This is a genomic window from Citrobacter sp. Cs237 (assembly GCF_030332325.1).
In the GTDB taxonomy this organism is placed as follows: domain Bacteria; phylum Pseudomonadota; class Gammaproteobacteria; order Enterobacterales; family Enterobacteriaceae; genus Citrobacter_A; species Citrobacter_A sedlakii.
On sequence record NZ_JAOWIB010000093.1, the window covers coordinates 48,783 to 70,556 of the forward strand.

Below are 21,774 nucleotides of genomic sequence, written 5' to 3' on the forward strand. Positions count from 1 at the left end.
GGATTAAACAATGCATTACATCCAACAACCGATGGCGATAGAGGCCAAAAGCTTCGACATCATTGGCGAGATCATCCATGAAACGCGCCCGGAATACCGCTTCGCCAGCCCACTGCATGAGGCCATTATCAAGCGTGTCATCCACACCACCGCCGATTTTGACTGGCTCGATATTCTCTGGTTTTCCGATGATGCACTCTCCCGACTTTGTGCGGCGCTGCGTCGTCCGTCAGTGATCTACACCGATACCACGATGGCGCTGTCGGGGATCAACAAAACGCTACTGGCGAAATTCGGCGGTGAGTGCCGTTGCTACATCAGCGATCCGCGGGTGGTGGCGCAGGCGAAAGCACAGGGGATCACTCGCTCAATGGCGGCCGTGGATATTGCCGTGACGGAAGAGAGCGAGAAAGTGTTTGTTTTCGGCAATGCCCCCACCGCGTTATTTCGTCTGCTTGAACATGATGCGGCGGTGAATGGGGTGGTCGGCGTACCGGTCGGATTCGTCGGAGCGGCGGAATCAAAAGAGGCGCTGACGCGCAGCCCATTACCCGCTATTGCCGCCTTCGGACGTAAAGGCGGCAGCAACGTCGCAGCGGCAATTATCAACGCCATCCTTTATCACCTTGAGGGGGCGCGATGAGCGATCAGACGTTTGATGCTCCCGTCTGGCACAACGGTAAAGCGCTGCGAAAAGGCTATACCACCGGTTCGTGCGCCACGGCGGCGGCAAAAGTCGCGGCGCTGATGGTGCTACGCCAGCATTTGATCCATCAAATTTCCATCGTCACGCCGTCCGGCGTCACGCTGTGCCTTAATGTGGAATCACCGCACATTGAAGGCCAGCAGGCGATTGCCGCGATCCGCAAAGACGGCGGGGATGATGTCGACGCTACACACGGCATGTTGATTTTCGCCCGCGTGACGCTGAACGACAGCGGTGAAATAACGCTGCTGGGCGGGGAGGGGGTTGGCACCGTTACGCGTAAAGGTATTGGTCTGCCGATTGGCAGCGCCGCTATTAACCGCACGCCACGTCATACCATTGAATCGGCGGTGCGAGAGGCGATAGGCCCGGCGCGCGGCGCGGAAATTGAAATATTCGCGCCGGAAGGCGAAGCGCGGGCGCAAAAAACCTACAACTCGCGGTTGGGGATCGTTGGCGGCATTTCCATTATCGGCACCACCGGCATCGTGACGCCAATGTCGGAGGAAAGCTGGAAACGATCCCTGTCGCTGGAGCTGGAGATTAAGCGCGCCGAGGGGCTTGAACGGGTGGTGCTGGTGCCGGGCAATCATGGCGAGCGCTTCGTGCGCGAGCAAATGGGGATTGACAGCAAAGTGGTGGTCACCATGAGTAACTTCGTCGGTTACATGATTGAAGAAGCGGTGCGGCTCGGTTTCCGCCACATCGTTCTGGTCGGTCATCCGGGGAAACTAATCAAAATCGCCGCCGGGATCTTCCATACCCATAGCCATATTGCCGATGCGCGAATGGAAACGCTGGTGGCGCACCTGGCGCTGCTCGGCGCACCGCTGGCGCTGTTGAGAGAGGTCAGCGACTGCGACACTACCGAGGCGGCGATGGAACATATCGACGCGTATGGCTATCAGCGCATTTATGACCATCTTGCGGAACGCATCTGCCTGCGCGTGAAGCAGATGCTGCGCTTTACCAAAACCCCGCCGACCTGCGACGCCATTATGTTCTCGTTCGATAACCAGGTACTGGGAAGCAACCGTCCTCTCGGGGCGATAGCTCAGGAGTTGCAATGTTAACGGTGGCAGGAATGGGGCCTGCGGGCTTGCATCTGATGACGCCTGCCGCGCGGGACGCGGTGGCGAATGCCGACGTGCTGGTGGGAGGTAAACGTCACTTGCAGCAGTTTCCGGCGTTTCAGGGGGCAAGGTTTACGCTCGGCGCCAATATTCCGGCGCTGCTGGCATGGATTGAGACGCAGCAGGATAAAAATGTGGTGGTCCTCGCCTCTGGCGATCCGTTGTTTTATGGCATCGGTACGCGGCTGGTCGCGCACTTTGGCATTGAGCGGGTACGCATTATTCCCGGGATCAGCGCCGTGCAGTATCTCTGCGCCCGATCAGGTATCGACATGAACGACATGTGGTTAACCAGCAGCCACGGGCGCAGCGTCTGCTTCGATACGCTGGCGGCGCATCGCAAAGTGGCGATGGTCACCGACGCGCAGTGCGGGCCGCGGGATATCGCCGCGCAGCTGGTGGCGCGCGGCAAAGGCGATAGCTGGATGGTGATTGGCGAGAACCTGGCGATGGACAATGAACGGATCCACTGGCTGCGCGCCAGTGAGGTACAGGCCGACTACGAGATGAATGCGGTGGTGATCTTAGATGAAAGATGAGCTTTTTCTGCGCGGCGGAAACGTGCCGATGACCAAAGAGGCGGTACGGGCGATTGCGCTGGCAAAACTGGAGCTACACCGGGCCAGTCACCTGATTGATATTGGCGCGGGAACGGGCAGCGTCTCTATAGAGGCGGCGTTACGCTATCCCTCTTTGCACGTGACGGCCATCGAACGTAACCCGGCGGCGCTACGGCTGCTGGACGAGAATCGTCAACATTTTGCCTGTCCGAATATCGATATCCTGCCGGGGGAAGCCCCCATGATGTTGACCGAAAAAGCCGACGCGGTGTTTATGGGCGGCAGCGGCGGCCATTTGACCGGGCTTATCGACTGGTCGCTGCGCCAGTTGCACCCACGCGGACGTCTGGTAATGACCTTCATCTTGCAGGAAAACCTCAACGCCGCGCTGGCGCATTTGCAGCAGTTGGACATACACGACGTTGACTGCCTGCAACTGCAAGTGTCGTCCCTGACCGCGCTCGGCAGCGGCCATTTTTTCAAACCGAACAACCCTGTGTTTGTCATCGCCTGTCAGAAGGAAGAACGCTATGTCTGAGACATTTGATCCCCGCTGTGTGTGGTTCGTTGGTGCCGGTCCGGGCGACCGCGAGCTGATTACTCTCAAGGGCTACCGCTTACTGCAACAGGCGCAGGTGGTGATTTATGCCGGTTCGCTGATCAACACCGAACTGCTTGAGTATTGTCCTGAGGGAGCCGAGTGCCATGACAGCGCGGCGTTGCACCTTGAGCAGATCCTCGATCTCATGGAGGCGGGCGTGAAGGCCGGGAAAACGGTGGTACGTCTGCAAACCGGGGACGTTTCGTTATATGGCTCGGTGCGTGAGCAGGGTGAGGAACTGACCAAACGCGATATTCCCTGGCAAGTGGTGCCGGGCGTCAGCGCGTTTCTTGGCGCGGCGGCGGAACTGGGCGTTGAGTACACCGTGCCGGAGGTGTCCCAGAGTCTGATCATCACCCGGCTTGAAGGACGTACGCCAGTGCCGGAGCGGGAGCAGCTTGAGTCCTTCGCCAGCCACCGTACCTCAATGGCGATTTATCTTTCGGTACAGCGCATTCATCGGGTGGCGGAACGGCTAATTGACGGCGGCTACCCGGCGACCACCCCTGTGGCGGTGATCTACAAAGCCACCTGGCCGGAAAGTCAGACCGTGCGCGGCACTCTAGCGGACATCGCAGACCGCGTGCGTGACGCCGGGATCCGCAAAACGGCGCTGATTCTGGTCGGGGATTTCCTGGGTGAGGAGTACCACTACTCAAAACTGTATGCGGCGGACTTTAGCCATGAATACCGTAAAGCCTGAATCCATTGCCCTGTTTTGCCTGACGCCCGGCGGGGTGCAACTGGCGAAACGGCTGGCGGCGATGCTGCCGCTGACCTGTTTTACCAGCGAGAAGCTGCTTGAGGACGGTTTTTTGCCGTTTGACGGCGGTTTCGCCCAGGCGGCGCGTGACGCGTTTAGTCATTATTCAGCGCTGATTTTTATTGGCGCGACCGGCATTGCGGTCCGCGTACTGGCGCCGCTTGTGAACGACAAGTTCAGCGATCCGGCGGTGGTGGTTATTGACGAACGCGGCCAGCACGTTATCAGCCTTCTTTCCGGCCATGCGGGCGGAGCAAATGCGCTGACCCGCTATCTGGCGGGGATGCTGGGCGCGGATCCGGTGATTACCACGGCGACCGACGTTAATGACATGGCGGCGCTGGATACCCTCGCTTTTCAGCTTAACGCGCGCATGAATGATTTCCGCGCGGCGGTCAAAGTGGTCAACCAGATGCTGGTGAGCAATCAGCGGGTCGGTTTGTGGTGGGATACCGAACTGGACGAAGACGTGCGCCACTGCGACCGCCGCGGATTTATCACCGTGACCGATCTCAGGCAGTTACCCGAGCTGGATGCGCTGGTGTGTATCACCTTGCGTGACGAACTGCCTGATATTCCAGTGCGTCACTGGAAGCTGGTGCCGCAGCGTGTGGTGGCCGGAATCGGCTGTCGTCGGGATACGCCGTTTCCGCTGCTGGCGGCGCTGCTGGCGCGTCAGCTCGCCGCGCAGCGTTTTGACCCGCTCGCCCTGAAAGCCATTGGCAGCGTGTCGCTAAAAAAAGATGAAGAAGGGTTGATTCAGCTCGCGTCATGCTGGCGCGTGCCGTTTGAAACCTTTAGCGCTGACGTGTTGCGTGAACATGAGCACCGCTTTCCGGCATCGTCGTTTGTTCGCCAGACGGTCGGCGTCGGAAGTGTGTCGGGGCCGGCAGCCTGGCTGCTGAGTCATGGGCAGTTGTTAGGCGAAACCCTGCGGGAACAGGGCGTCACTATTACTTTAGGAGTTTCACACTGATGTTAAGCGTAATTGGAATCGGCCCTGGCTCAAAAGCCATGATGACCATGGAGGCGGTGGAGGCGTTGCAGGCGGCGGAGATCGTCGTGGGCTACAAAACCTACACCCATCTGGTGAAAGCTTTTACCGGCGACAAGCAGGTCATCAAAACCGGAATGTGCAAGGAGATTGAACGCTGCCAGGCGGCGATTGAGCTGGCGCAGGCCGGACATAATGTGGCGCTGATCAGTAGCGGCGACGCGGGCATTTATGGCATGGCGGGACTGGTGCTGGAACTGGTCAGCAAGCAGCAACTGGACGTAGAGGTGCGTCTGATCCCCGGGATGACCGCCAGCATTGCCGCTGCTTCACTGCTTGGCGCGCCGCTGATGCATGATTTCTGCCACATCAGCCTGAGCGATTTGCTTACGCCGTGGGAGGTGATTGAAAAGCGCATCGCCGCCGCCGGGGAAGCTGACTTTGTTATTTGCTTCTATAACCCACGCAGCCGGGGCCGTGAGGGGCATCTGGCGCGGGCGTTTGAACTGCTTTCCGCCAGCAAAAGCGCGCAAACGCCGGTCGGGGTCGTGAAGTCAGCGGGCCGCAAAAAACAGGAGAAATGGTTGACCACGCTCGGTGAAATGGATTTTACGCCGGTGGACATGACCAGCCTGGTGATTGTGGGCAACAAAGCCACCTATGTGCGGGAGGGGCTGATGATCACGCCAAGAGGCTACGCACTGTGAGTGGCGGCGAGGTGCTGGTGGTAGGGGGAACCAGTGACGCCCGGGCGATCTGCCAGCAACTGGATGCCGCCAACGTGGCGTACACCCTGTCTGTGGCGACACCGACCGGGAAACAGTTGGCGGGGGATATCAAAGGTCAGGTGCGCTGCGGACGGCTGGAGCAGGAACAGATGGTCAACTGGCTGAAGGAAAACGGCACGCGCTGGGTGATAGACGCTTCTCATCCGTATGCCGAAATAGTGAGCCGCAACATCATGCGCGCCTGCGAGCAGGCTGGCGTCTTGCTCAGTCGATATCAGCGTCCCGAACAGCTCCGTGACTTAACGCATCCGCTGTTTTACACCGTAAACAGTATCGCCGACGCCTGTGAAGTGGCAGGACGGCTGGGCGAGCGCGTTTTGCTGACGACCGGCAGTAAAGATTTGGCGAACTGGCGTGCGGGGTTACCGGAGAAAACCCTGCTTGCCCGGGTACTGCCGGTGCCTGAAGTGATAGCGCAATGCGCAGAACTTGGCTTTGGCGTCGGGGAAATATTCGCGCTTTGTGGTCCATTCAGCGCAGAGTTTAACGCCGCATTTTACCGCCAGTGTCAGGCTGACGTCGTGATAACCAAAGCCTCAGGCGCTGAGGGGGGGTATCAGGAAAAAGTTCAACCCTGTCTGGATGCAGGGATCCCTTGCATCGTCATTACCCGCCCGGCGCCGCTGGTGACGGGAGAAGAATTACTGGAAAGTCAGGCCGCATTTGCTCAGCGTCTGTCACGCTGGCTGGCCGCTGCTAAAGGAGTCATACAATGAAAAAAGCGCTTCTGGTGGTCAGCTTTGGCACCAGCTATCACGATACCTGCGAGAAAAACATTGTCTCCTGCGAACGCGATCTTGCCGCAAGTTGTCCCGATCGGGATCTGTTTCGCGCGTTTACCTCGGGAATGATTATTCGCAAATTGCGCCAGCGGGACGGTATCGACATCGACACGCCGTTGCAGGCGCTGCAAAAGCTTGCCGAACAGGGCTATCAGGACGTGGCGATTCAGTCTCTGCACATTATTAACGGCGACGAATACGAGAAAATTGTTCGCGAAGTGCAGACGATGCGGCCACTGTTTGCCCGTCTGACGCTGGGGGTGCCGCTGCTGAGCAGTCATGACGACTACACGCAGTTGATGTGCGCCTTGCAGCAGCAGATGCCCACGCTGGGCGAGGGTGAAAAGGTGGTATTTATGGGCCACGGCGCCAGTCATCATGCCTTTGCCGCCTATGCCTGCCTTGACCATATGATGACCGCGCAGGGCTTTCCGGCCCGCGTCGGCGCGGTAGAAAGCTATCCGGAAGTGGGGGTGCTGATCGACAGTCTGCGTAAAGAAGGCATCCGTGCCGTTCATCTCATGCCGCTGATGCTGGTGGCGGGGGACCATGCGATTAACGACATGGCTTCTGACGAAGAGGGTTCATGGAAAACCCTGTTCAATGCGGCCGGTATCCCGGCGACACCGTGGCTGAATGGACTTGGCGAAAATCCGGCGGTACGTGCGATGTTTGTCGCGCATCTGCAGCAGGCGCTGAACATGGCGATGGAGGCGGCGGCATGAGCGGAAAACTTTACGCGCTGAGCACCGGGCCGGGCGCCGCGGATCTGATTACCGTTCGCGCCGCCCGTATTCTGGGGTCGCTGGATATCCTCTATGCTCCGGCGGGGCGGAAGGGCGGTGACAGCCTGGCGCTTTCCATTGTTCGCGAATATGTCGGCGCGAAAACTGAAATCCGCTGTTGTCACTTTCCCATGAGCGCGGACAGCGCGGAAAAAGAGGCGGTCTGGGACGACGTCGCCGCTGAGCTGGTTCAGGCGGTGACCGCCGGAAAACAGGTGGGTTTCATTACCCTTGGCGACGCTATGCTGTTCAGCACCTGGGTCTTTTTGCTCCAGCGCATCGGCTGCCCGGACTGGCTCGACATTGTTCCCGGCGTCACGTCATTCGCCGCCATCGCCGCGCGGTCGAAAACCCCGCTGGCAATGGAGCAGCAGTCGCTGGCGGTAGTTTCGTGCACGGCGCCGGAAGCGGACATTCTCCGCGCCTTACATCAGCATGACAGCCTGGTACTGATGAAGGTATATGGTCGCTTCGCACGCATTAAGGCGCTACTGAAGCAGGCCGGGTTGCTGGAGTGCGCGCTGATGATGTCGGAAGCCACCCTGCCTGGCGAACAGTGTTGGCGACATCTCAATGAGGTTAGCGACGACCAGCCGTTGCCTTATTTCTCGACCATTCTGGTCAACAAACAGTGGGAGAATGCACAATGAAACGTGAACAGCAGCTGAAAAAGCTGTCATTCAGTGGTCTGGCTGCGGCGCTATTGCTGATGCTCGTACCCGAGCAGGCGTTCGCGATGCACATTATGGAAGGCTTTTTACCGCCGATGTGGGCGCTCGCCTGGTGGCTGCTGTTTTTACCGTGTCTGTGGTACGGGCTGGTGCGCCTGCGTCAGATTGTGATGGAAGACAGCCATCAGAAGGTTCTGTTGGCGCTGTGCGGCGCGTTTATATTTGTGCTGTCCGCACTGAAGATCCCCTCTGTGACGGGCAGTTGTTCTCATCCTACCGGCGTCGGGCTGGCGGTGATCCTCTTTGGTCCGGGGGTGGTAGCCGTGCTTGGCGCCATTGTGCTGCTGTTCCAGGCGCTGCTGCTGGCGCACGGCGGCCTGACGACGCTCGGCGCAAACGGCATGTCGATGGCGGTGATTGGCCCGGTTGTTGGCTATCTGGTGTGGAAAATGGCCTGTCGCGCCGGGCTGCGTCGTGATGTCTGCGTCTTTCTTTGCGCCATGCTGGCGGATCTGGTGACGTATTTTGTCACGTCGGTCCAGCTTGGCGTGGCTTTCCCGGATCCGCAGGCGGGGGCAACCGGATCGGTCATTAAATTCATGGGGATCTTCTGCCTGACGCAAATCCCGATTGCTATCGCTGAAGGGCTGTTGACCGTCATGATTTATGACCAGTTGACGAAACGGCAACTCATAACCGCACAAGGACATTAAGATGAAAAAGACGCTGATACTGCTGGTGATGGTCATTGCCCTCGTTATTCTGCCGTTTTTTATCAACCACGGCGGAGAATACGGCGGCTCGGATGGCGAAGCGGAAAGCCAGATTCAGGTCGTCGCGCCGCACTACGAGCCGTGGTTCCAGCCGCTGTACGAGCCGGCCAGCGGTGAAATTGAAAGCCTGCTATTTACGTTGCAGGGGTCACTTGGCGCGGCGGTGATTTTCTATATTCTTGGTTATACCAAAGGCAGACAACGCCGTGATGACCGGGCTTGACAGACTAAGCTACCAAAGCCGTTGGCTTCATATAGCACCGGAGCGTAAGTTTGTGTTCTGGTTGCTGATGATGGTGCTGGCCTTTACCCTGCCGCCCTGGGGGCAGGGTATTGAACTGGCGCTGATAGCCGGTTTAACCTGCTGGCTGCTGCGTATTTCGTTTGGCCGTTGGTGTCGCTGGATGGCGCTGCCGTTTGGTTTTTTAGCGGTGGGCGTGGTTACCATTCTCCTCAGCATTAGCCGCGATCCGCAGATGTTGCTGGCGGCGTTTCCGGTTGGCGACTTCTGGCTTGGGGTCAGCGCCCAGGGCTTACAGACGGCGAATGAGACGTTCTGGCGCAGCCTGACTGCGCTGGCCGCTACCTTCTGGCTGGTGCTGAATCTGCCGTTTCCCCAGTTGATCACGTTACTCAGGCGGGCGCATGTCCCCCGCCTGCTGACCGAGCAGATCCTGCTGACCTGGCGCTTCATTTTTATTCTGTTAGACGAAGCGCTGGCGATTCATCGCGCGCAAACGCTGCGTTTTGGTTATAAAAGTTTGCCAAATGGCTACCGTTCGCTGGCGATGCTGGTGGGTTTACTGTTTACCCGGGTGCTGATTCGTTATCAGCAAATGGCTGCGACGCTGGATATCAAACTGTATCAGGGTGATTTTCACCTGTAAGGAATCACATGCTTGCCACCGCCGATCTCTGGTTTCGCTATCAGGAAACGCAGGTACTTAAAGGACTGACGCTGGATTTTTCAGCACACGCTGTCACCGGGCTGGTGGGGGCGAACGGCTGCGGGAAATCGACGTTATTCATGAACCTGAGCGGCCTGCTGCGGCCGCAGCAGGGGGCGGTACTTTGGCAGGGGAAACCGCTGGACTACAGCAAACGCGGCCTGCTGGCGCTGCGTCAGCAGGTGGCGACAGTGTTTCAGGACCCCGATCAACAAATCTTTTATACCGATATCGACAGCGATATCGCCTTCAGCCTGCGTAATCTTGGCGTCGCGGAAGATGAGATCGCCCGCCGGGTTGATGATGCGCTGACGTTGGTGGATGCCCGGCATTTTCGCCAGCAGCCGATCCAGTGTTTAAGCCACGGGCAGAAGAAGCGCGTGGCAATCGCCGGAGCACTGGTGCTGCGCGCGAAATATCTGTTGCTGGATGAGCCGACGGCGGGGCTGGATCCCTCTGGTCGTCGCCAGATGATCGCCATCATTAAACGTATCGTGGCGCAGGGGAATCACGTGGTAATTTCCAGTCATGATATCGATCTCATTTATGAAGTTAGCGATGCCGTCTATGTGCTTAACCGTGGTGAAGTGCTGGCGTACGGTGCGCCGGGCGACGTTTTTGCCCAAAGCGCGTTAATTGAACTCGCCGGATTAACCCCGCCCTGGCTGGTCAAACTGCACGCGCAGTTGGGGCTGCCGCTGTGCAAAACCGAAGATGAATTTTTTAGCCGCATGCGGCAACACACTTTTCATTCGATCAAGGAGGCGTCATGACGCAGGCGATTATGTTGCAGGGGACGGCGTCTGACGTCGGTAAAAGCGTGCTGGTAGCGGGACTGTGCCGCATCTTTTATCAGGACGGTCTGCGCGCCGCGCCGTTTAAATCGCAGAATATGGCGCTTAATTCCGGCATCACGCCGGACGGTAAAGAGATGGGGCGCGCGCAAATTTTCCAGGCGGAAGCTGCTGGCATTTCCCCTGATGTACGGATGAACCCGGTGCTGTTAAAACCGACCAGCGATCGCAAGGCCCAGATAGTGTTGATGGGGCAGGTGGCGACTGACATGGATGCCGTAAGCTATCACGACTATAAACCGCGCCTGCGCGAGCAGATCCTCTCGGTGTATACCAGTCTGGCGCAGGAATTCGACGTCCTGGTGTTGGAAGGCGCGGGCAGTCCGGCGGAAATTAATCTCCGTGACCGGGATATCGTCAATATGGGCATGGCGGAGATGGCGAAGTGTCCGGTGATCCTTGTTGCGGATATCGACCGGGGCGGGGTTTTCGCCTCAATCTTTGGCACGCTGGCGCTGCTGCGCGAACATGAGCGCGCGCGGGTGAAAGGGGTGATCATTAATAAATTTCGCGGCGATGTGGCGCTACTTTATTCCGGCATTGAGCAGATCGAAAACCTGACCGGCGTCCCTGTGCTGGGCGTGATGCCATGGCTGGATGTCGATCTGGAAGATGAGGACGGTGTGGCGCTGCAAAAAGGAAAGTATCTGCGTACCGACAGACGCGACATCAACATTGTGGTGATTCAGGTACCGCACATCTCCAATTTTACCGATTTTAATGCGCTGGCGGCGCAGCCGGACGTCAGAGTGCGCTACGTTCGTCAGCCGGAGGAATTGGCTGATGCCGACTTGCTGATCCTGCCTGGCAGCAAAAACACGCTCGGCGATTTAGTGTGGTTACGGGAAAGCGGCATGGCGCACGCGGTGATGCAGGCGCACCGGAGAAATGTACCGGTCTTCGGGATCTGCGGCGGTTACCAGATGCTTGGGGAAAGCATTATTGACGAGGTGGAGTCGGGGCTGGGCACCCTTCCGGGGCTGGGACTGCTTGGCACTGTGACCCATTTTGCCTGGCATAAAACCACCACCCAGGTGGATGCGAAAATGTCGGCCTCGCTGCCCGGGTGGCTGTCAGCAGCAGCGGGGCTGCCGCTGCGCGGTTATGAAATTCATATGGGCGAAACGACGCTGACCGGAGACAGCCAGCCGGTGATGCAACTGCATAAGAACGGGGAGCACGTGGCGGATGGCGCAGTAACCGCTGACGGGCTGGCGTTTGGCACATACCTGCACGGCCTTTTTGACAGCGATGATTTTACCCGCGCGCTGATTAATGGGTTGCGTATGCGTAAAGGGCTGGAACCGCTGGATTCCACCTTTCAGTACGCGCAATATAAATCGCAGCAGTTTGATCTGCTGGCGGATGCGATGCGGCAACACATCGATATTGAGAAAATCTATACCATCATGCAAAACCATCAGGAGCCCGTATGATTCTCGTCACCGGCGGCGCGCGCAGCGGGAAAAGCCGTCATGCGGAAGCCTTGATCGCCGAATGCCCCCACGTATTGTACATCGCCACCTCGCAAATCGTTGACGAGGAGATGGCGACTCGCATTCAGCATCATCGCGACGGGCGTCCAGCGCACTGGCGTACGGCCGAACGCTGGCAGCGTCTGGATGAGCTGATTGGCGCAGATAACGCGCCTGACGACGCTATTTTGCTGGAGTGCATTACGACCATGGTCACCAATCTGCTTTTTGCCTGTGGCGGCGACAGCGATCCCGACGGCTGGGATTATGCCGCGCTGGAAAAGGCGATTGACGCGGAGATCCAGACGCTCATTAGCGCCTGTCAGCGCTCACCGGCAACGGTTGTGCTGGTAACGAACGAAGTGGGGATGGGGATTGTTCCGGAAAACCGGCTGGCGCGCCATTTTCGGGATATTGCCGGGCGCGTTAATCAGCGTCTTGCGGCTGCGGCGGATGAAGTCTGGCTGGTGGTATCAGGCATTGGAGTCAAAATTAAATGAGTAAGTTGTTCTGGGCGATGCTCTCTTTTATCACCCGTTTACCGGTTCCGGCGCGCTGGTCGTCAGGGCTGGAGTTTGAGCACTATTCGCGCGGGATTATCACCTTCCCGGTCATTGGCCTGTTGCTTGGGGGACTGAGCGGTGCGGTGTTTTTGCTGTTTGAGAAATGGTGCGGTATTCCGTTGGCGGCGCTGTTCAGCGTGTTAGCGCTGGCGTTGATGACCGGCGGCTTTCATCTTGACGGTCTGGCGGACACCTGTGACGGCGTTTTCTCCGCGCGCAGCCGCGAGCGGATGCTGGAGATCATGCGTGACAGCCGCCTCGGCACCCACGGCGGGCTGGCGCTGATTTTTGTTCTGCTGGCGAAAGTGCTGGTGGTCAGTGAGCTGGCGCTACGGGGTACGCCGATGCTGGCGGCGCTGGCGGCGACCTGTGCGGTGGGACGAGGTTCAGCCGTTCTGCTGATGTACCGCCACCGCTATGCCCGGGAAGAAGGCCTGGGGAATGTGTTTATCGGCCACGTCACCGGGACCCAGACCTGTATCACTCTCGGCCTGTCAGTGATTTTTGCCGCTGTTCTGCTCCCGGGAATGCACGGCGTTGGGGCAATGATTGTGGCTGCCGCGGCTATTTTCCTGCTTGGACAACTGTTGAAACGCACGCTGGGCGGGCAAACCGGCGACACGCTTGGGGCAGCCATCGAACTGGGTGAGCTGGTCTTCCTGCTGGCTCTGCTGTGAGTCAGCCAACATAACGAGAACCCTTATGCAGACTTTAACCTCTTTACTTCACCACATTCCGCCGACAGACCGTGATGCAATGGCGCGTGCCCAGCAGCATATCGATGGCCTGCTTAAGCCGCCGGGCAGCCTTGGTCGCCTGGAGTCCCTCGCTGTGCAACTGGCGGGAATGCCAGGCCTGAAGGGCGTACCGCACGTCGCGGATAAAGCGATGCTGGTGATGTGTGCCGATCATGGTGTCTGGGACGAAGGGGTGGCGGTTTCGCCAAAAGCGGTGACCGCTATTCAGGCGGCTAATATGACGCGGGGTACCACGGGCGTGTGTGTGCTGGCGGCGCAGGCAGGGGCGAAGGTACATGTGATTGACGTGGGTATTGACGCCGACCCGATCCCCGGCGTGGTAAATATGCGCGTGGCGCGCGGATGCGGCAACATCGCCAGCGGCCCGGCAATGAGTCGCGGCCAGGCAGAGGAACTGTTGTTGGAGGTGATTCGTTACACCCGGGAGCTGGCGCAAAACGGCGTGACCTTATTTGGCGTCGGCGAACTGGGAATGGCAAACACCACGCCTGCCGCGGCGATTGTCAGCGTGATAACAGGTAGCGAAGCCGAAGCTGTGGTGGGCATTGGCGCGAATTTGCCGCTTTCGCGCATTGGCAATAAGGTGGCGGTGGTTCGCCGCGCCATTGCCGTTAATCAGCCCGATCCGCGAGATGGCATCGACGTATTAGCCAAAGTCGGCGGCTTTGACCTGGTCGGCATGGCGGGAGTGATGCTGGGGGCGGCGTCCTGTGGATTACCGGTGCTGCTGGACGGCTTCCTTTCCTATTCCGCCGCGCTGGCTGTTTGCCAGATCGCCCCACAGAGTAAGCCCTATCTGATCCCTTCGCATTTTTCGGCTGAAAAGGGGGCGCGGATAGCACTGGGGCATCTGGAGCTGGAACCTTATCTTAATATGGGTATGCGGCTGGGCGAAGGCAGCGGCGCGGCGCTGGCGATGCCGATTGTCGAAGCTGCCTGCGCGATGTACAGCAATATGGGACAGTTAGCCGCCAGCAATATTGTTTTACCCGACGGCAGATAATCTGCCCTGCGCCAGCATTGACGTTCTCCGGCCTGAACATCTCGTGGTGTCAGGCCTTTCTAATGTCGATCAACAAAACCCGCCCGCGAGCCATATCGCAAAGATTCTGTACTTTTGTATCGGGGCGCTGGCCGTGCGGGATCGCCAGGAATTAGATAATACAGTTATAAAAGCTATAATTTCCCGATATCTGACGTGATTGAGGAAAGGGAAATGAGACCTCGAGTGAAAGGCTTCTGTTCGTTATTACTGCTGCTGGCCGGGCAGAGCGCGCTGGCGGTGACTTATCCGTTGCCGCCGGAAGGCAGCAGACTGGTGGGCACACCGCTGACGATAACGGTGCCGGAGAATAATACCCAACCGTTGGAGGCGTTTGCCGCTCAGTATGGACAGGGCTTAAGCAACATGCTGGAAGCGAATCCGGATGTTGACGTCTTCCTGCCGACGTCTGGCTCAACGCTGGTGGTGCCGCAGCAGCTCATTCTGCCCGCCACGGTGCGTCAGGGGATTGTGGTTAACGTTGCGGAAATGCGGCTGTACTATTATCCGCAGGACAGCAATACGGTTGAAGTCCTTCCGATTGGCATTGGTCAGGCGGGACGTGAGACGCCGCGTAATTGGGTGACCACCGTTCAGCGTAAGCAGGAAGCGCCGAGCTGGACGCCGACGGCGAATACCCGGCGCGAATACGCAAAGCGAGGGGAAACGCTGCCAGCGTTCGTGCCAGCCGGGCCGGACAATCCGATGGGGCTGTATGCGATCTATATCGGTAAGCTGTATGCCATTCATGGCACAAATGCGAATTTCGGTATTGGTCTGCGCGTGAGTCAGGGCTGCATTCGCTTACGTAATGACGATATTAAGTATCTGTTTGATAATGTTCCGGTTGGCACACGGGTACAAATTATCGATCAGCCGATAAAAATGACGGCTGAACCGGATGGTAGCCGTTGGGTTGAGGTGCATGAACCGCTTTCGCGTAATCGTGTGGAATTCGAGTCTGACAAAAAAGTTCCGCTGCCTGTCACCCCTGCCATGCGCACCTTTATGGCGGGCGAGGGCGTGGATGTACATCGGGTCAGCGAGACGCTTGAACGCCGCTCAGGTATGCCGGTGAAGATCACTCACGAACACGTCGGTATCTGAAGCTAAACAGACGAAAACAGAAAAGCAAAAAGCCCGCTAAAAGCGGGCTTTTTTAAATCTGGCTCCTCTGACTGGACTCGAACCAGTGACATACGGATTAACAGTCCGCCGTTCTACCGACTGAACTACAGAGGAATCGTGTGAACGGGGCGCATATTAGCGACGCTGAATGTTAATGTCAAAGCCTGAATACGCTTTTGCGTTTGTTTGCCGAAATATTCTTCATTTCGCTGTTTATTCCGCCGCGACCGGCGTTTTTGTCGCCTTTTCGCGTTCCGGACGTGGGTATTTCCATAGCCAGCGACCGCTGACCATACGCCAGTAAAACAGCGCTGCGCGTACTGCCCAGTCAAAAAACATCCCCATCCACACACCGACCACGCCCCAGCCCAATACGATCCCAAGCGCATAGCCCGCCACAACGCGACAGCCCCACATTCCCAGCATCGATACCCACATAGCAAAGCGTGCGTCGCGTGCTCCTTTAAATCCGGAGGGTAACACCCACGATGCTGCCCAGATAGGCATAAACGCCGCGTTGAGCCAGATAAGAACCACGACAACGTCTTTGACGTCCTGATCGTGGGTATAAAATGATGCCATAAGTCCAGCAAACGGGGCGCTCAGCCAGGCGATGGCGGTTAAGCCAATGGTTGAAAGCCAGAACACGTGGCGCAACTGGATTTCCGCCTGCGCGATCTGACCATTTCCCAGACGTCTGCCGGTAATAATCGTCGATGCTGACCCCAGCGCGTTACCGGGCAGGTTGATCAGCGCGGCAATAGAAAAGGCAATAAAATTACCCGCGATAACGCTGGTGCCCATGCCAGCAACAAACATTTGCGTTAGCAGTTTGCCGCCGTTAAACAACACTGACTCAATGCTGGCAGGGATGCCAATCCCCATCACTTCCCAGATAATGGCGAAGTTAAGCGGTTTGAAATAGCTTTTGAGCGGAATGCGTAGCGCCGGATTAAAGCCAATCATCAGCACCCAGATAATGGCCGCCGCGCCAATATAGCGTGAGATCGTTAATCCGAGCCCCGCACCGACAAAGCCAAGACCTTGCCATGAAAAAATACCGTAAATAAGGATGCTGCTGATAATGATATTGAGGATGTTCATCCCGCCATTAATCAGCAGTGGGATTTTTGTGTTGCCCGCGCCGCGTAGCGCGCCGCTGCCGATGAGGGCAATGGCAGCGGCAGGGTAGCTGAGGACGGTTAATTCAAGGTATGTCAGCGCCAGCGCTTTAACTTCCGTTGTCGCCTCTCCGGCGACGACATTGATAATCTGCTCGCCAAAATAGTGAATCACCGCCGCCAGTATCACCGCGAACAGCGTCATGATGACCAGCGACTGTCTGGCTGCCGCCCGGGCGCGTCGGCGGTCGCGCTTACCGAGGCTAAACGCCACCACAACCGTCGTACCCAGGTCGATAGCCGCGAAAAACGCCATAATGACCATATTGAAACTGTCGGCAAGGCCGACGCCCGCCATGGCTTCTTTACCCAGCCAGCTAACGAGGAACGTACTGAGTACGCCCATGAGCAGTACGCAGGTATTTTCAAGAAAAATGGGGACGGCAAGCGGGGTAATTTCTCGCCAAAAAAGCACCTTATAACTCTTGCGTTTAGCGTACCAGGGCGTGCGGGCGACGGCCTGGCGTAGAGCAGTGGAGACGTTCAAAATTGACCTTAGAGAAGAAAGTTGAAACCACATTTCAAATGATGAGGGAGAAAGTAAAAAGCTGCAAAGTTTTTTCCCTGGAAAATGGCCGTAATTGCAACAAATTGTTGAGAGAAACGGCAACTGAACGTTGTTGTTGGAAATGGGGTTTGACAAAAGATTTTTCGCCGTTAAGATAAGCCTCCACAACGATTCCTCTGTAGTTCAGTCGGTAGAACGGCGGACTGTTAATCCGTATGTCACTGGTTCGAGTCCAGTCAGAGGAGCCAGATTTAAAGAAGCCCGCTTTTTAGCGGGCTTTTTGCTTTTCGGATTCAGAAGAAAATCAACGGAACGGTGGTTCGTTGAAGGTACGCAGCTTGCGCGAGTGCAGGCGGTCGCCTTCCGCGCGCAACAGGTCAATGGCGCGAATGCCGATTTGCAGGTGCTCGGAGATCGCGCCCTCATAGAAACGGTTCGCCTGGCCGGGCAGTTTGATCTCGCCATGCAGCGGTTTATCTGACACGCACAGCAGCGTTCCATACGGCACCCGGAAGCGATAACCCTGTGCGGCGATGGTCGCGCTTTCCATATCAATCGCGACTGCGCGGCTCAGGTTAAATCGCAGCGCCGAGGCTGAATAACGCAGCTCCCAGTTGCGATCGGAGGTGGTGACCACGGTACCGGTACGCAGCCGCTGTTTCACCTCTTCACCCGGCATACCGCTGACCAGCTTCGTGGCGTCATACAGCGCGCGCTGGACTTCCGCGATGCTTGGGATTGGAATATCCGGGGGCAGTACCGCATCCAGCACCTGATCGTCGCGCAGGTAAGCATGCGCGAGCACATAATCGCCTATAGCCTGACTTTCGCGCAGACCACCGCAGTGGCCAATCATCAACCAGACGTCAGGGCGCAGCACCGCCAGGTGATCGCAAATGGTTTTGGCGTTTGACGGACCCACCCCAATATTCACCAGCGTAATGCCTTGCCCATCGGCGGTGATAAGGTGCCAGGCGGGCATCTGATGCTTTTTCCACGCCAGATCCGAAATCGCTTCTTCGGGCGCTTCTGTTTCTGCCGTAATCCAGATACCGCCCGCGCAGGAAAGGGCAATATAAGGACTGTCCGGATCGAGGATCTGACTGCATCCCCAACGGACAAACTCATCAACATAACGGGTGTAGTTAGTGAACAAGACAAACGGCTGAAAATGCTCCACCGGGGTACCCGTGTAATGGCGTAGCCGCGCGAGGGAAAAATCGACCCGGCGCGCATCAAAATGCGACAGCGGCGAAAATTCTGCCGGATGATAAATACCGTCTGCCGTTTCATCACCAATCTGCGCCAGCTCAGTGGTGGGGAAGTGTCGGGTTAACCCGGCGCTCATGGAACGGTCCAGCGTCAGCTCGGATCCGTCAATCACGTAGGGGTAGGGGATCTCATGCTGTGAAGGCTCTACGGTGATATGCGCGTCGTAATCCTGATAAAGCAGTGTAAGCTGTTCTTCAAGATAGCGACGGAACAGCGTCGGGCGAGTGATGGTAGTTGAGTAACATCCCGCGTGAGTGAAGCGACCATAGGCGCGCGTTTTTGGCGGGTTGGTGGCATTACCGTCCCAGCTCACGGAAAGCGACGGATAAACAAAAAGACCTTTATTGCGGGCGGTGATATCGGGAAGCTCCCCGGTTTCAATGTACTGGCCAATGGCACTGCGCAACGCCTGAACCGACTGCTCATATAGCGCGTCAAGTTTTTCCAACGCTTGCGCTGGCGTCAGGCTGGAGCCCTTACTCTTCATCTGTGTCTCCTTGTTTTACAGGTGTACTGCTCACCCGATAGTATGTCAGGCGTTTATGAAACAAAAGTGAGAGTTTTTGAGAGGATGCGAGAGCCGAATGGCCCTCGCAATACGATCAGGCGTGTTGCTTATCTTTCATAAATAATGCGGTGAGGGCTGAAATCAGGCAACCTGCCAGTAAATAGAGGGCGACACTGTGCCAGCTCCCACCAAAGAAGGCGACCAGCGCAGCGGCGATGAAAGGCGTAAAGCCGCCGCCCACGACGCTCGCCACCTGGTAACCGACTCCCGCCCCGCTGTAGCGATAACCTGCGCCAAACATGCCGGTAAACATCGGCTGCTGAACGCAAACCACCATGTCATGCGCGATGTTGGCAAGCATGATGGAAAAGAACACAATCCAGAACAGAGATTGCGCTTCAAGCGCCATAAAGAAGGGAAACGCGCTGAGCGTCCCTATCAACGCTCCGGTAATATAGACGCGACGACGACCAAAACGATCGGCCATCCAGGCGAAAAGAGGGATGGTCAGGCAGCTTAATCCACCGACCAGCAGGCCGATATTCAAAAAAAGCTCACGTGGCAGACCGAGATTCTGCGTCGAATAGTTCAGCGCAAACGCGGTAACGATATACATCGTCAGAAGCTCACACAGGCGCAGAGCGATAATTTTCAAAAACGCGCCAGGATGTTGTGCGAGCGCTTCGAGAACCGGCAGCCGCTTTTTCGCCTCGGGCGCTTGTTCTCTTTGTTGCTCAAATTCGGCGGATTCTTCCATTCCGTTTCGCACCCACAGCGCGCCCAGCACCAGAACGATGCTGAACAGGAAGGGAATACGCCAGCCCCAATTCAGAAACTGCTCATCGGTGGTCAGATAGCTGATTAACGACACCAGCCCCGTCGAGAGCAACAGACCGACGCCGTATCCCACTTGTACGCCACTGCTGTAAAACGCTTTTTTGTGTTCTGGCGCACTTTCAACGGAGAGTAACGCCGCGCCGCCCCATTCACCTCCCACGGCAAAGCCCTGAATCGCGCGCAGCACGACCAGCATAACCGGCGCCCACCAGCCGATAGTGGCGAATGAAGGCAGGATACCGATTAGCGCAGTGGCAATCCCCATCATCCAGACGGTGAGCATCAGCATCCGTTTGCGCCCCAGACGATCGCCGAAGTGGCCGAAAATCACCCCACCAAGCGGGCGGAACAGGAACCCGACGCCAAAGGTCGCAAAGGCAGCGAGCGTACCCATCGCCGGACTGACCTGAGGGAAAAATTCGCTATTAAAGACCAGCGCGGCGGTGATGCCATAAAGCAGAAAGTCATACCAGTCGACAACCGCGCCGGCAAAACTGCCCAGCGCAGCGCGCCGGGCACGATGAAGTGAAGGTGTTTGCTCCTGCGCGGAAGCGGAGATGAGGGTGGAATCCATAGTAATCCTGTCAGTACTGTTTTTATTATTAGTATGGGAATCAAGGTCACACACATTGCGGCCGACGTATAAGTGGCTGTTATGAGACTACCGCGACAGGCTGAAAGAGAAAACGATTTTTATTCTTGTTTGGCGAAGAACAGGAAAATATAGGCTTTATGGTGAGAAGGAAAGCAAAAAGCCCGCTAAAAGCGGGCTTTTTTAAATTTGGCTCCTCTGACTGGACTCGAACCAGTGACATACGGATTAACAGTCCGCCGTTCTACCGACTGAACTACAGAGGAATCGTGTGAACGGGGCGCATATTAACGAGGGTGCCCGATGTTGTCAAAGGGGGAAATACGATTGTGCGTTTGTTTGTCGACAAAACCAGCAAAGCGGCGAACTTCTGATCGTTGATCTTGCCCTCTTCTGGTGCAGTGCTACCCCGAATGGGGCAGATCAAAAAGTGCTGACGGCACAGGGCCATAAGCGGAACAATCATAAGCGCTTATTTTTTGGGAGGTTAAGACGCGCGAAAACCTTGATAAGAAACTGGCAAGCATCTTGCAATTCTCTCCTGACATCACTGCCAGCATAGGTTCTGGCATTCCCGACAGGAGGCAAAATGAACTTCAGACGACTGAAATATTTCGTGAAAATTGTCGATATTGGTAGCCTGACCCAGGCCGCTGAAGTATTGCACATCGCCCAGCCTGCTTTGAGTCAACAGGTCGCCACGCTGGAGGGTGAACTGAACCAACAGTTATTGATACGCACCAAGCGGGGTGTAACCCCGACCGAAGCGGGGAAGATCCTTTATACTCATGCCCGCGCGATCCTGCGTCAGTGCGAGCAGGCGCAACTGGCAGTCTATAACGTGGGCCAGACCCTGACGGGGCAGGTGTCGATTGGACTGGCGCCGGGAACGGCGGCCTCGTCGGTGACCATGCCGTTGCTCCAGGCCGTACGCGCGGAACTGCCTGAAGTGCTGGTTTATTTACATGAAAACAGCGGCGCAGTGCTCAACGATAAGTTACTCAGCGGTCATCTTGATATGGCTGTATTGTATGAGCGTTCACCGCTGGCGGGTATTTCCAGCCAGCCACTGCTGAAAGAAGATCTGTTTCTGGTCGGCACCCGAGATTGCCCTGGCCCGAGTGTCGACCTCACCGCCGTCGCTCAGATGAATCTGTTCCTGCCGCGCGACTACAGTGCCGTGCGTTTGCGGGTCGATGAGGCTTTTTCACTGCGTCGCTTAACCGCGAAGGTCATCGGAGAGATAGAATCGATCGCCACCCTGACCGCCGCGATTGCCAGTGGAATGGGGGTCACCGTATTGCCGGAATCCGCTGCGCGTTCATTATGCGGTGCGGCAAATGGCTGGATGGCGCGGATCACAGCGCCGTCCATGAATCTGTCCTTGTCGCTGAATATATCGGCACGAGGCAGTTTGTCGCCACAGGCGCAGGCGGTGAAAGAGATCCTGCTGTCATTGGTCAGTAGCCCGGCACTGGCAAATCGCGAGCTGCAACTGGTCAGTTAGGCCTTATTCCCTGACGGAATAAGTTGCGGGTTTTTATTATTTGTTA

General features: G+C 57.1%; 24 protein-coding genes and 3 tRNA genes. 21 read left to right on the forward strand and 6 right to left on the reverse strand.

The genetic code is table 11. From position 1 onward, the window contains the following. Positions 1-10 precede the first annotated feature (10 nt). The 19 genes from OGY07_RS04520 to ldtA all read left to right on the forward strand — a co-directional run bounded on the left by OGY07_RS04520 (position 11) and on the right by ldtA (position 15,302). Positions 11-643 (forward strand): cobalt-precorrin-8 methylmutase, encoded by a 633-nt coding sequence (locus OGY07_RS04520; protein ID WP_286598973.1) that lies wholly within the window; start codon positions 11-13, stop codon positions 641-643. Further along, positions 640-1,779, forward strand: coding sequence for a cobalt-precorrin-5B (C(1))-methyltransferase CbiD (cbiD, locus tag OGY07_RS04525; RefSeq protein ID WP_199956751.1), 1,140 nt, complete (start codon positions 640-642; stop codon positions 1,777-1,779). Before OGY07_RS04520 ends, cbiD begins: the two co-directional genes overlap by 4 nt. Further along, positions 1,773-2,378, forward strand: a complete 606-nt coding sequence (locus tag OGY07_RS04530; RefSeq protein WP_060570645.1) for a cobalt-precorrin-7 (C(5))-methyltransferase — start codon at positions 1,773-1,775, stop codon at positions 2,376-2,378. Before cbiD ends, OGY07_RS04530 begins: the two co-directional genes overlap by 7 nt. Next, a complete protein-coding gene (locus OGY07_RS04535) occupies positions 2,368-2,937 on the forward strand; it encodes a decarboxylating cobalt-precorrin-6B (C(15))-methyltransferase (protein ID WP_042284138.1) in 570 nt (189 codons plus the stop codon). The genes OGY07_RS04530 and OGY07_RS04535 overlap by 11 nt, the downstream gene beginning before the upstream one ends. Continuing rightward, the gene (locus OGY07_RS04540) at positions 2,930-3,703 is read left to right on the forward strand and encodes a cobalt-precorrin-4 methyltransferase (protein WP_060570644.1); all 774 of its coding nucleotides are present in this window, start codon (positions 2,930-2,932) and stop codon (positions 3,701-3,703) included. The genes OGY07_RS04535 and OGY07_RS04540 overlap by 8 nt, the downstream gene beginning before the upstream one ends. Next, positions 3,684-4,739, forward strand: coding sequence for a cobalt-precorrin 5A hydrolase (gene cbiG / locus OGY07_RS04545; protein WP_042284132.1), 1,056 nt, complete (start codon positions 3,684-3,686; stop codon positions 4,737-4,739). Before OGY07_RS04540 ends, cbiG begins: the two co-directional genes overlap by 20 nt. Beyond that, on the forward strand, positions 4,739-5,464 hold the full coding sequence (locus tag OGY07_RS04550) for a precorrin-3B C(17)-methyltransferase (protein WP_286598978.1): 726 nt from the start codon (positions 4,739-4,741) through the stop codon (positions 5,462-5,464). The genes cbiG and OGY07_RS04550 overlap by 1 nt, the downstream gene beginning before the upstream one ends. Continuing rightward, the gene (locus OGY07_RS04555; protein ID WP_286598980.1) at positions 5,461-6,261 is read left to right on the forward strand and encodes a cobalt-precorrin-6A reductase; all 801 of its coding nucleotides are present in this window, start codon (positions 5,461-5,463) and stop codon (positions 6,259-6,261) included. The genes OGY07_RS04550 and OGY07_RS04555 overlap by 4 nt, the downstream gene beginning before the upstream one ends. Next, positions 6,258-7,052, forward strand: coding sequence for a sirohydrochlorin cobaltochelatase (gene cbiK / locus OGY07_RS04560; protein WP_286598982.1), 795 nt, complete (start codon positions 6,258-6,260; stop codon positions 7,050-7,052). The genes OGY07_RS04555 and cbiK overlap by 4 nt, the downstream gene beginning before the upstream one ends. Continuing rightward, positions 7,049-7,762, forward strand: coding sequence for a cobalt-factor II C(20)-methyltransferase (locus tag OGY07_RS04565; protein ID WP_286598984.1), 714 nt, complete (start codon positions 7,049-7,051; stop codon positions 7,760-7,762). Before cbiK ends, OGY07_RS04565 begins: the two co-directional genes overlap by 4 nt. Beyond that, positions 7,759-8,496, forward strand: coding sequence for a cobalt ECF transporter S component CbiM (gene cbiM / locus OGY07_RS04570; protein ID WP_060570639.1), 738 nt, complete (start codon positions 7,759-7,761; stop codon positions 8,494-8,496). Before OGY07_RS04565 ends, cbiM begins: the two co-directional genes overlap by 4 nt. Position 8,497: 1 nt before the next feature. Beyond that, the gene (locus tag OGY07_RS04575) at positions 8,498-8,779 is read left to right on the forward strand and encodes an energy-coupling factor ABC transporter substrate-binding protein (protein ID WP_286598986.1); all 282 of its coding nucleotides are present in this window, start codon (positions 8,498-8,500) and stop codon (positions 8,777-8,779) included. Beyond that, positions 8,766-9,443 (forward strand): energy-coupling factor ABC transporter transmembrane protein, encoded by a 678-nt coding sequence (locus OGY07_RS04580; RefSeq protein ID WP_286599520.1) that lies wholly within the window; start codon positions 8,766-8,768, stop codon positions 9,441-9,443. The genes OGY07_RS04575 and OGY07_RS04580 overlap by 14 nt, the downstream gene beginning before the upstream one ends. 8 nt (positions 9,444-9,451) lie before the next feature. Next, positions 9,452-10,276 (forward strand): energy-coupling factor ABC transporter ATP-binding protein, encoded by an 825-nt coding sequence (locus OGY07_RS04585; protein WP_042284117.1) that lies wholly within the window; start codon positions 9,452-9,454, stop codon positions 10,274-10,276. Further along, positions 10,273-11,793: a cobyric acid synthase gene (locus OGY07_RS04590; protein ID WP_286598989.1), complete on the forward strand. Its 1,521-nt coding sequence runs from the start codon at positions 10,273-10,275 to the stop codon at positions 11,791-11,793. Before OGY07_RS04585 ends, OGY07_RS04590 begins: the two co-directional genes overlap by 4 nt. Then, positions 11,790-12,332 (forward strand): bifunctional adenosylcobinamide kinase/adenosylcobinamide-phosphate guanylyltransferase, encoded by a 543-nt coding sequence (gene cobU / locus OGY07_RS04595; protein ID WP_181822989.1) that lies wholly within the window; start codon positions 11,790-11,792, stop codon positions 12,330-12,332. Before OGY07_RS04590 ends, cobU begins: the two co-directional genes overlap by 4 nt. Continuing rightward, complete coding sequence (gene cobS / locus OGY07_RS04600; RefSeq protein ID WP_286598994.1) at positions 12,329-13,072, forward strand: adenosylcobinamide-GDP ribazoletransferase; 744 nt, start codon at positions 12,329-12,331, stop codon at positions 13,070-13,072. The genes cobU and cobS overlap by 4 nt, the downstream gene beginning before the upstream one ends. A gap of 25 nt (positions 13,073-13,097) precedes the next feature. Beyond that, positions 13,098-14,156 (forward strand): nicotinate-nucleotide--dimethylbenzimidazole phosphoribosyltransferase, encoded by a 1,059-nt coding sequence (gene cobT / locus OGY07_RS04605; protein ID WP_042284109.1) that lies wholly within the window; start codon positions 13,098-13,100, stop codon positions 14,154-14,156. A gap of 213 nt (positions 14,157-14,369) precedes the next feature. Continuing rightward, on the forward strand, positions 14,370-15,302 hold the full coding sequence (ldtA, locus tag OGY07_RS04610) for a L,D-transpeptidase (RefSeq protein ID WP_199956758.1): 933 nt from the start codon (positions 14,370-14,372) through the stop codon (positions 15,300-15,302). Between the two features lie 59 nt (positions 15,303-15,361). Here the strand turns inward: ldtA and OGY07_RS04615 are convergent. The 3 genes from OGY07_RS04615 to OGY07_RS23340 form a co-directional block, all read right to left on the reverse strand. Beyond that, a tRNA-Asn gene (locus tag OGY07_RS04615) sits at positions 15,362-15,437 on the reverse strand. Between the two features lie 99 nt (positions 15,438-15,536). After that, positions 15,537-17,024 carry an EmmdR/YeeO family multidrug/toxin efflux MATE transporter gene (locus OGY07_RS04620; protein WP_060570632.1) on the reverse strand — a complete coding sequence of 496 codons (1,488 nt, stop codon included), beginning with the start codon at positions 17,022-17,024 and terminating at the stop codon, positions 15,537-15,539. Between the two features lies 1 nt (position 17,025). Further along, entirely contained in the window at positions 17,026-17,178 is a 153-nt protein-coding gene (locus OGY07_RS23340; RefSeq protein ID WP_350397303.1) for a DUF5951 family protein, read from the reverse strand. Positions 17,179-17,184: 6 nt separating this feature from the next. Between OGY07_RS23340 and OGY07_RS04625 the strand changes: the two genes are divergently transcribed. Then, positions 17,185-17,260: transfer RNA gene (locus tag OGY07_RS04625), tRNA-Asn, on the forward strand. A 56-nt stretch (positions 17,261-17,316) separates the two neighbouring features. On the opposite strand, the gene OGY07_RS04630 is transcribed toward OGY07_RS04625, so the two are convergent. The 3 genes from OGY07_RS04630 to OGY07_RS04640 form a co-directional block, all read right to left on the reverse strand. Further along, positions 17,317-18,771, reverse strand: coding sequence for an AMP nucleosidase (locus OGY07_RS04630; RefSeq protein WP_286598997.1), 1,455 nt, complete (start codon positions 18,769-18,771; stop codon positions 17,317-17,319). A gap of 115 nt (positions 18,772-18,886) precedes the next feature. Beyond that, positions 18,887-20,203, reverse strand: a complete 1,317-nt coding sequence (gene shiA / locus OGY07_RS04635; RefSeq protein WP_286598999.1) for a shikimate transporter — start codon at positions 20,201-20,203, stop codon at positions 18,887-18,889. A gap of 208 nt (positions 20,204-20,411) precedes the next feature. Next, positions 20,412-20,487: transfer RNA gene (locus OGY07_RS04640), tRNA-Asn, on the reverse strand. 323 nt (positions 20,488-20,810) lie between these two features. On the opposite strand from OGY07_RS04640, the gene nac reads away from it, so the two are divergent. Then, positions 20,811-21,728, forward strand: a complete 918-nt coding sequence (gene nac, locus OGY07_RS04645) for a nitrogen assimilation transcriptional regulator NAC (protein ID WP_042284100.1) — start codon at positions 20,811-20,813, stop codon at positions 21,726-21,728. Positions 21,729-21,774: the final 46 nt, after the last annotated feature.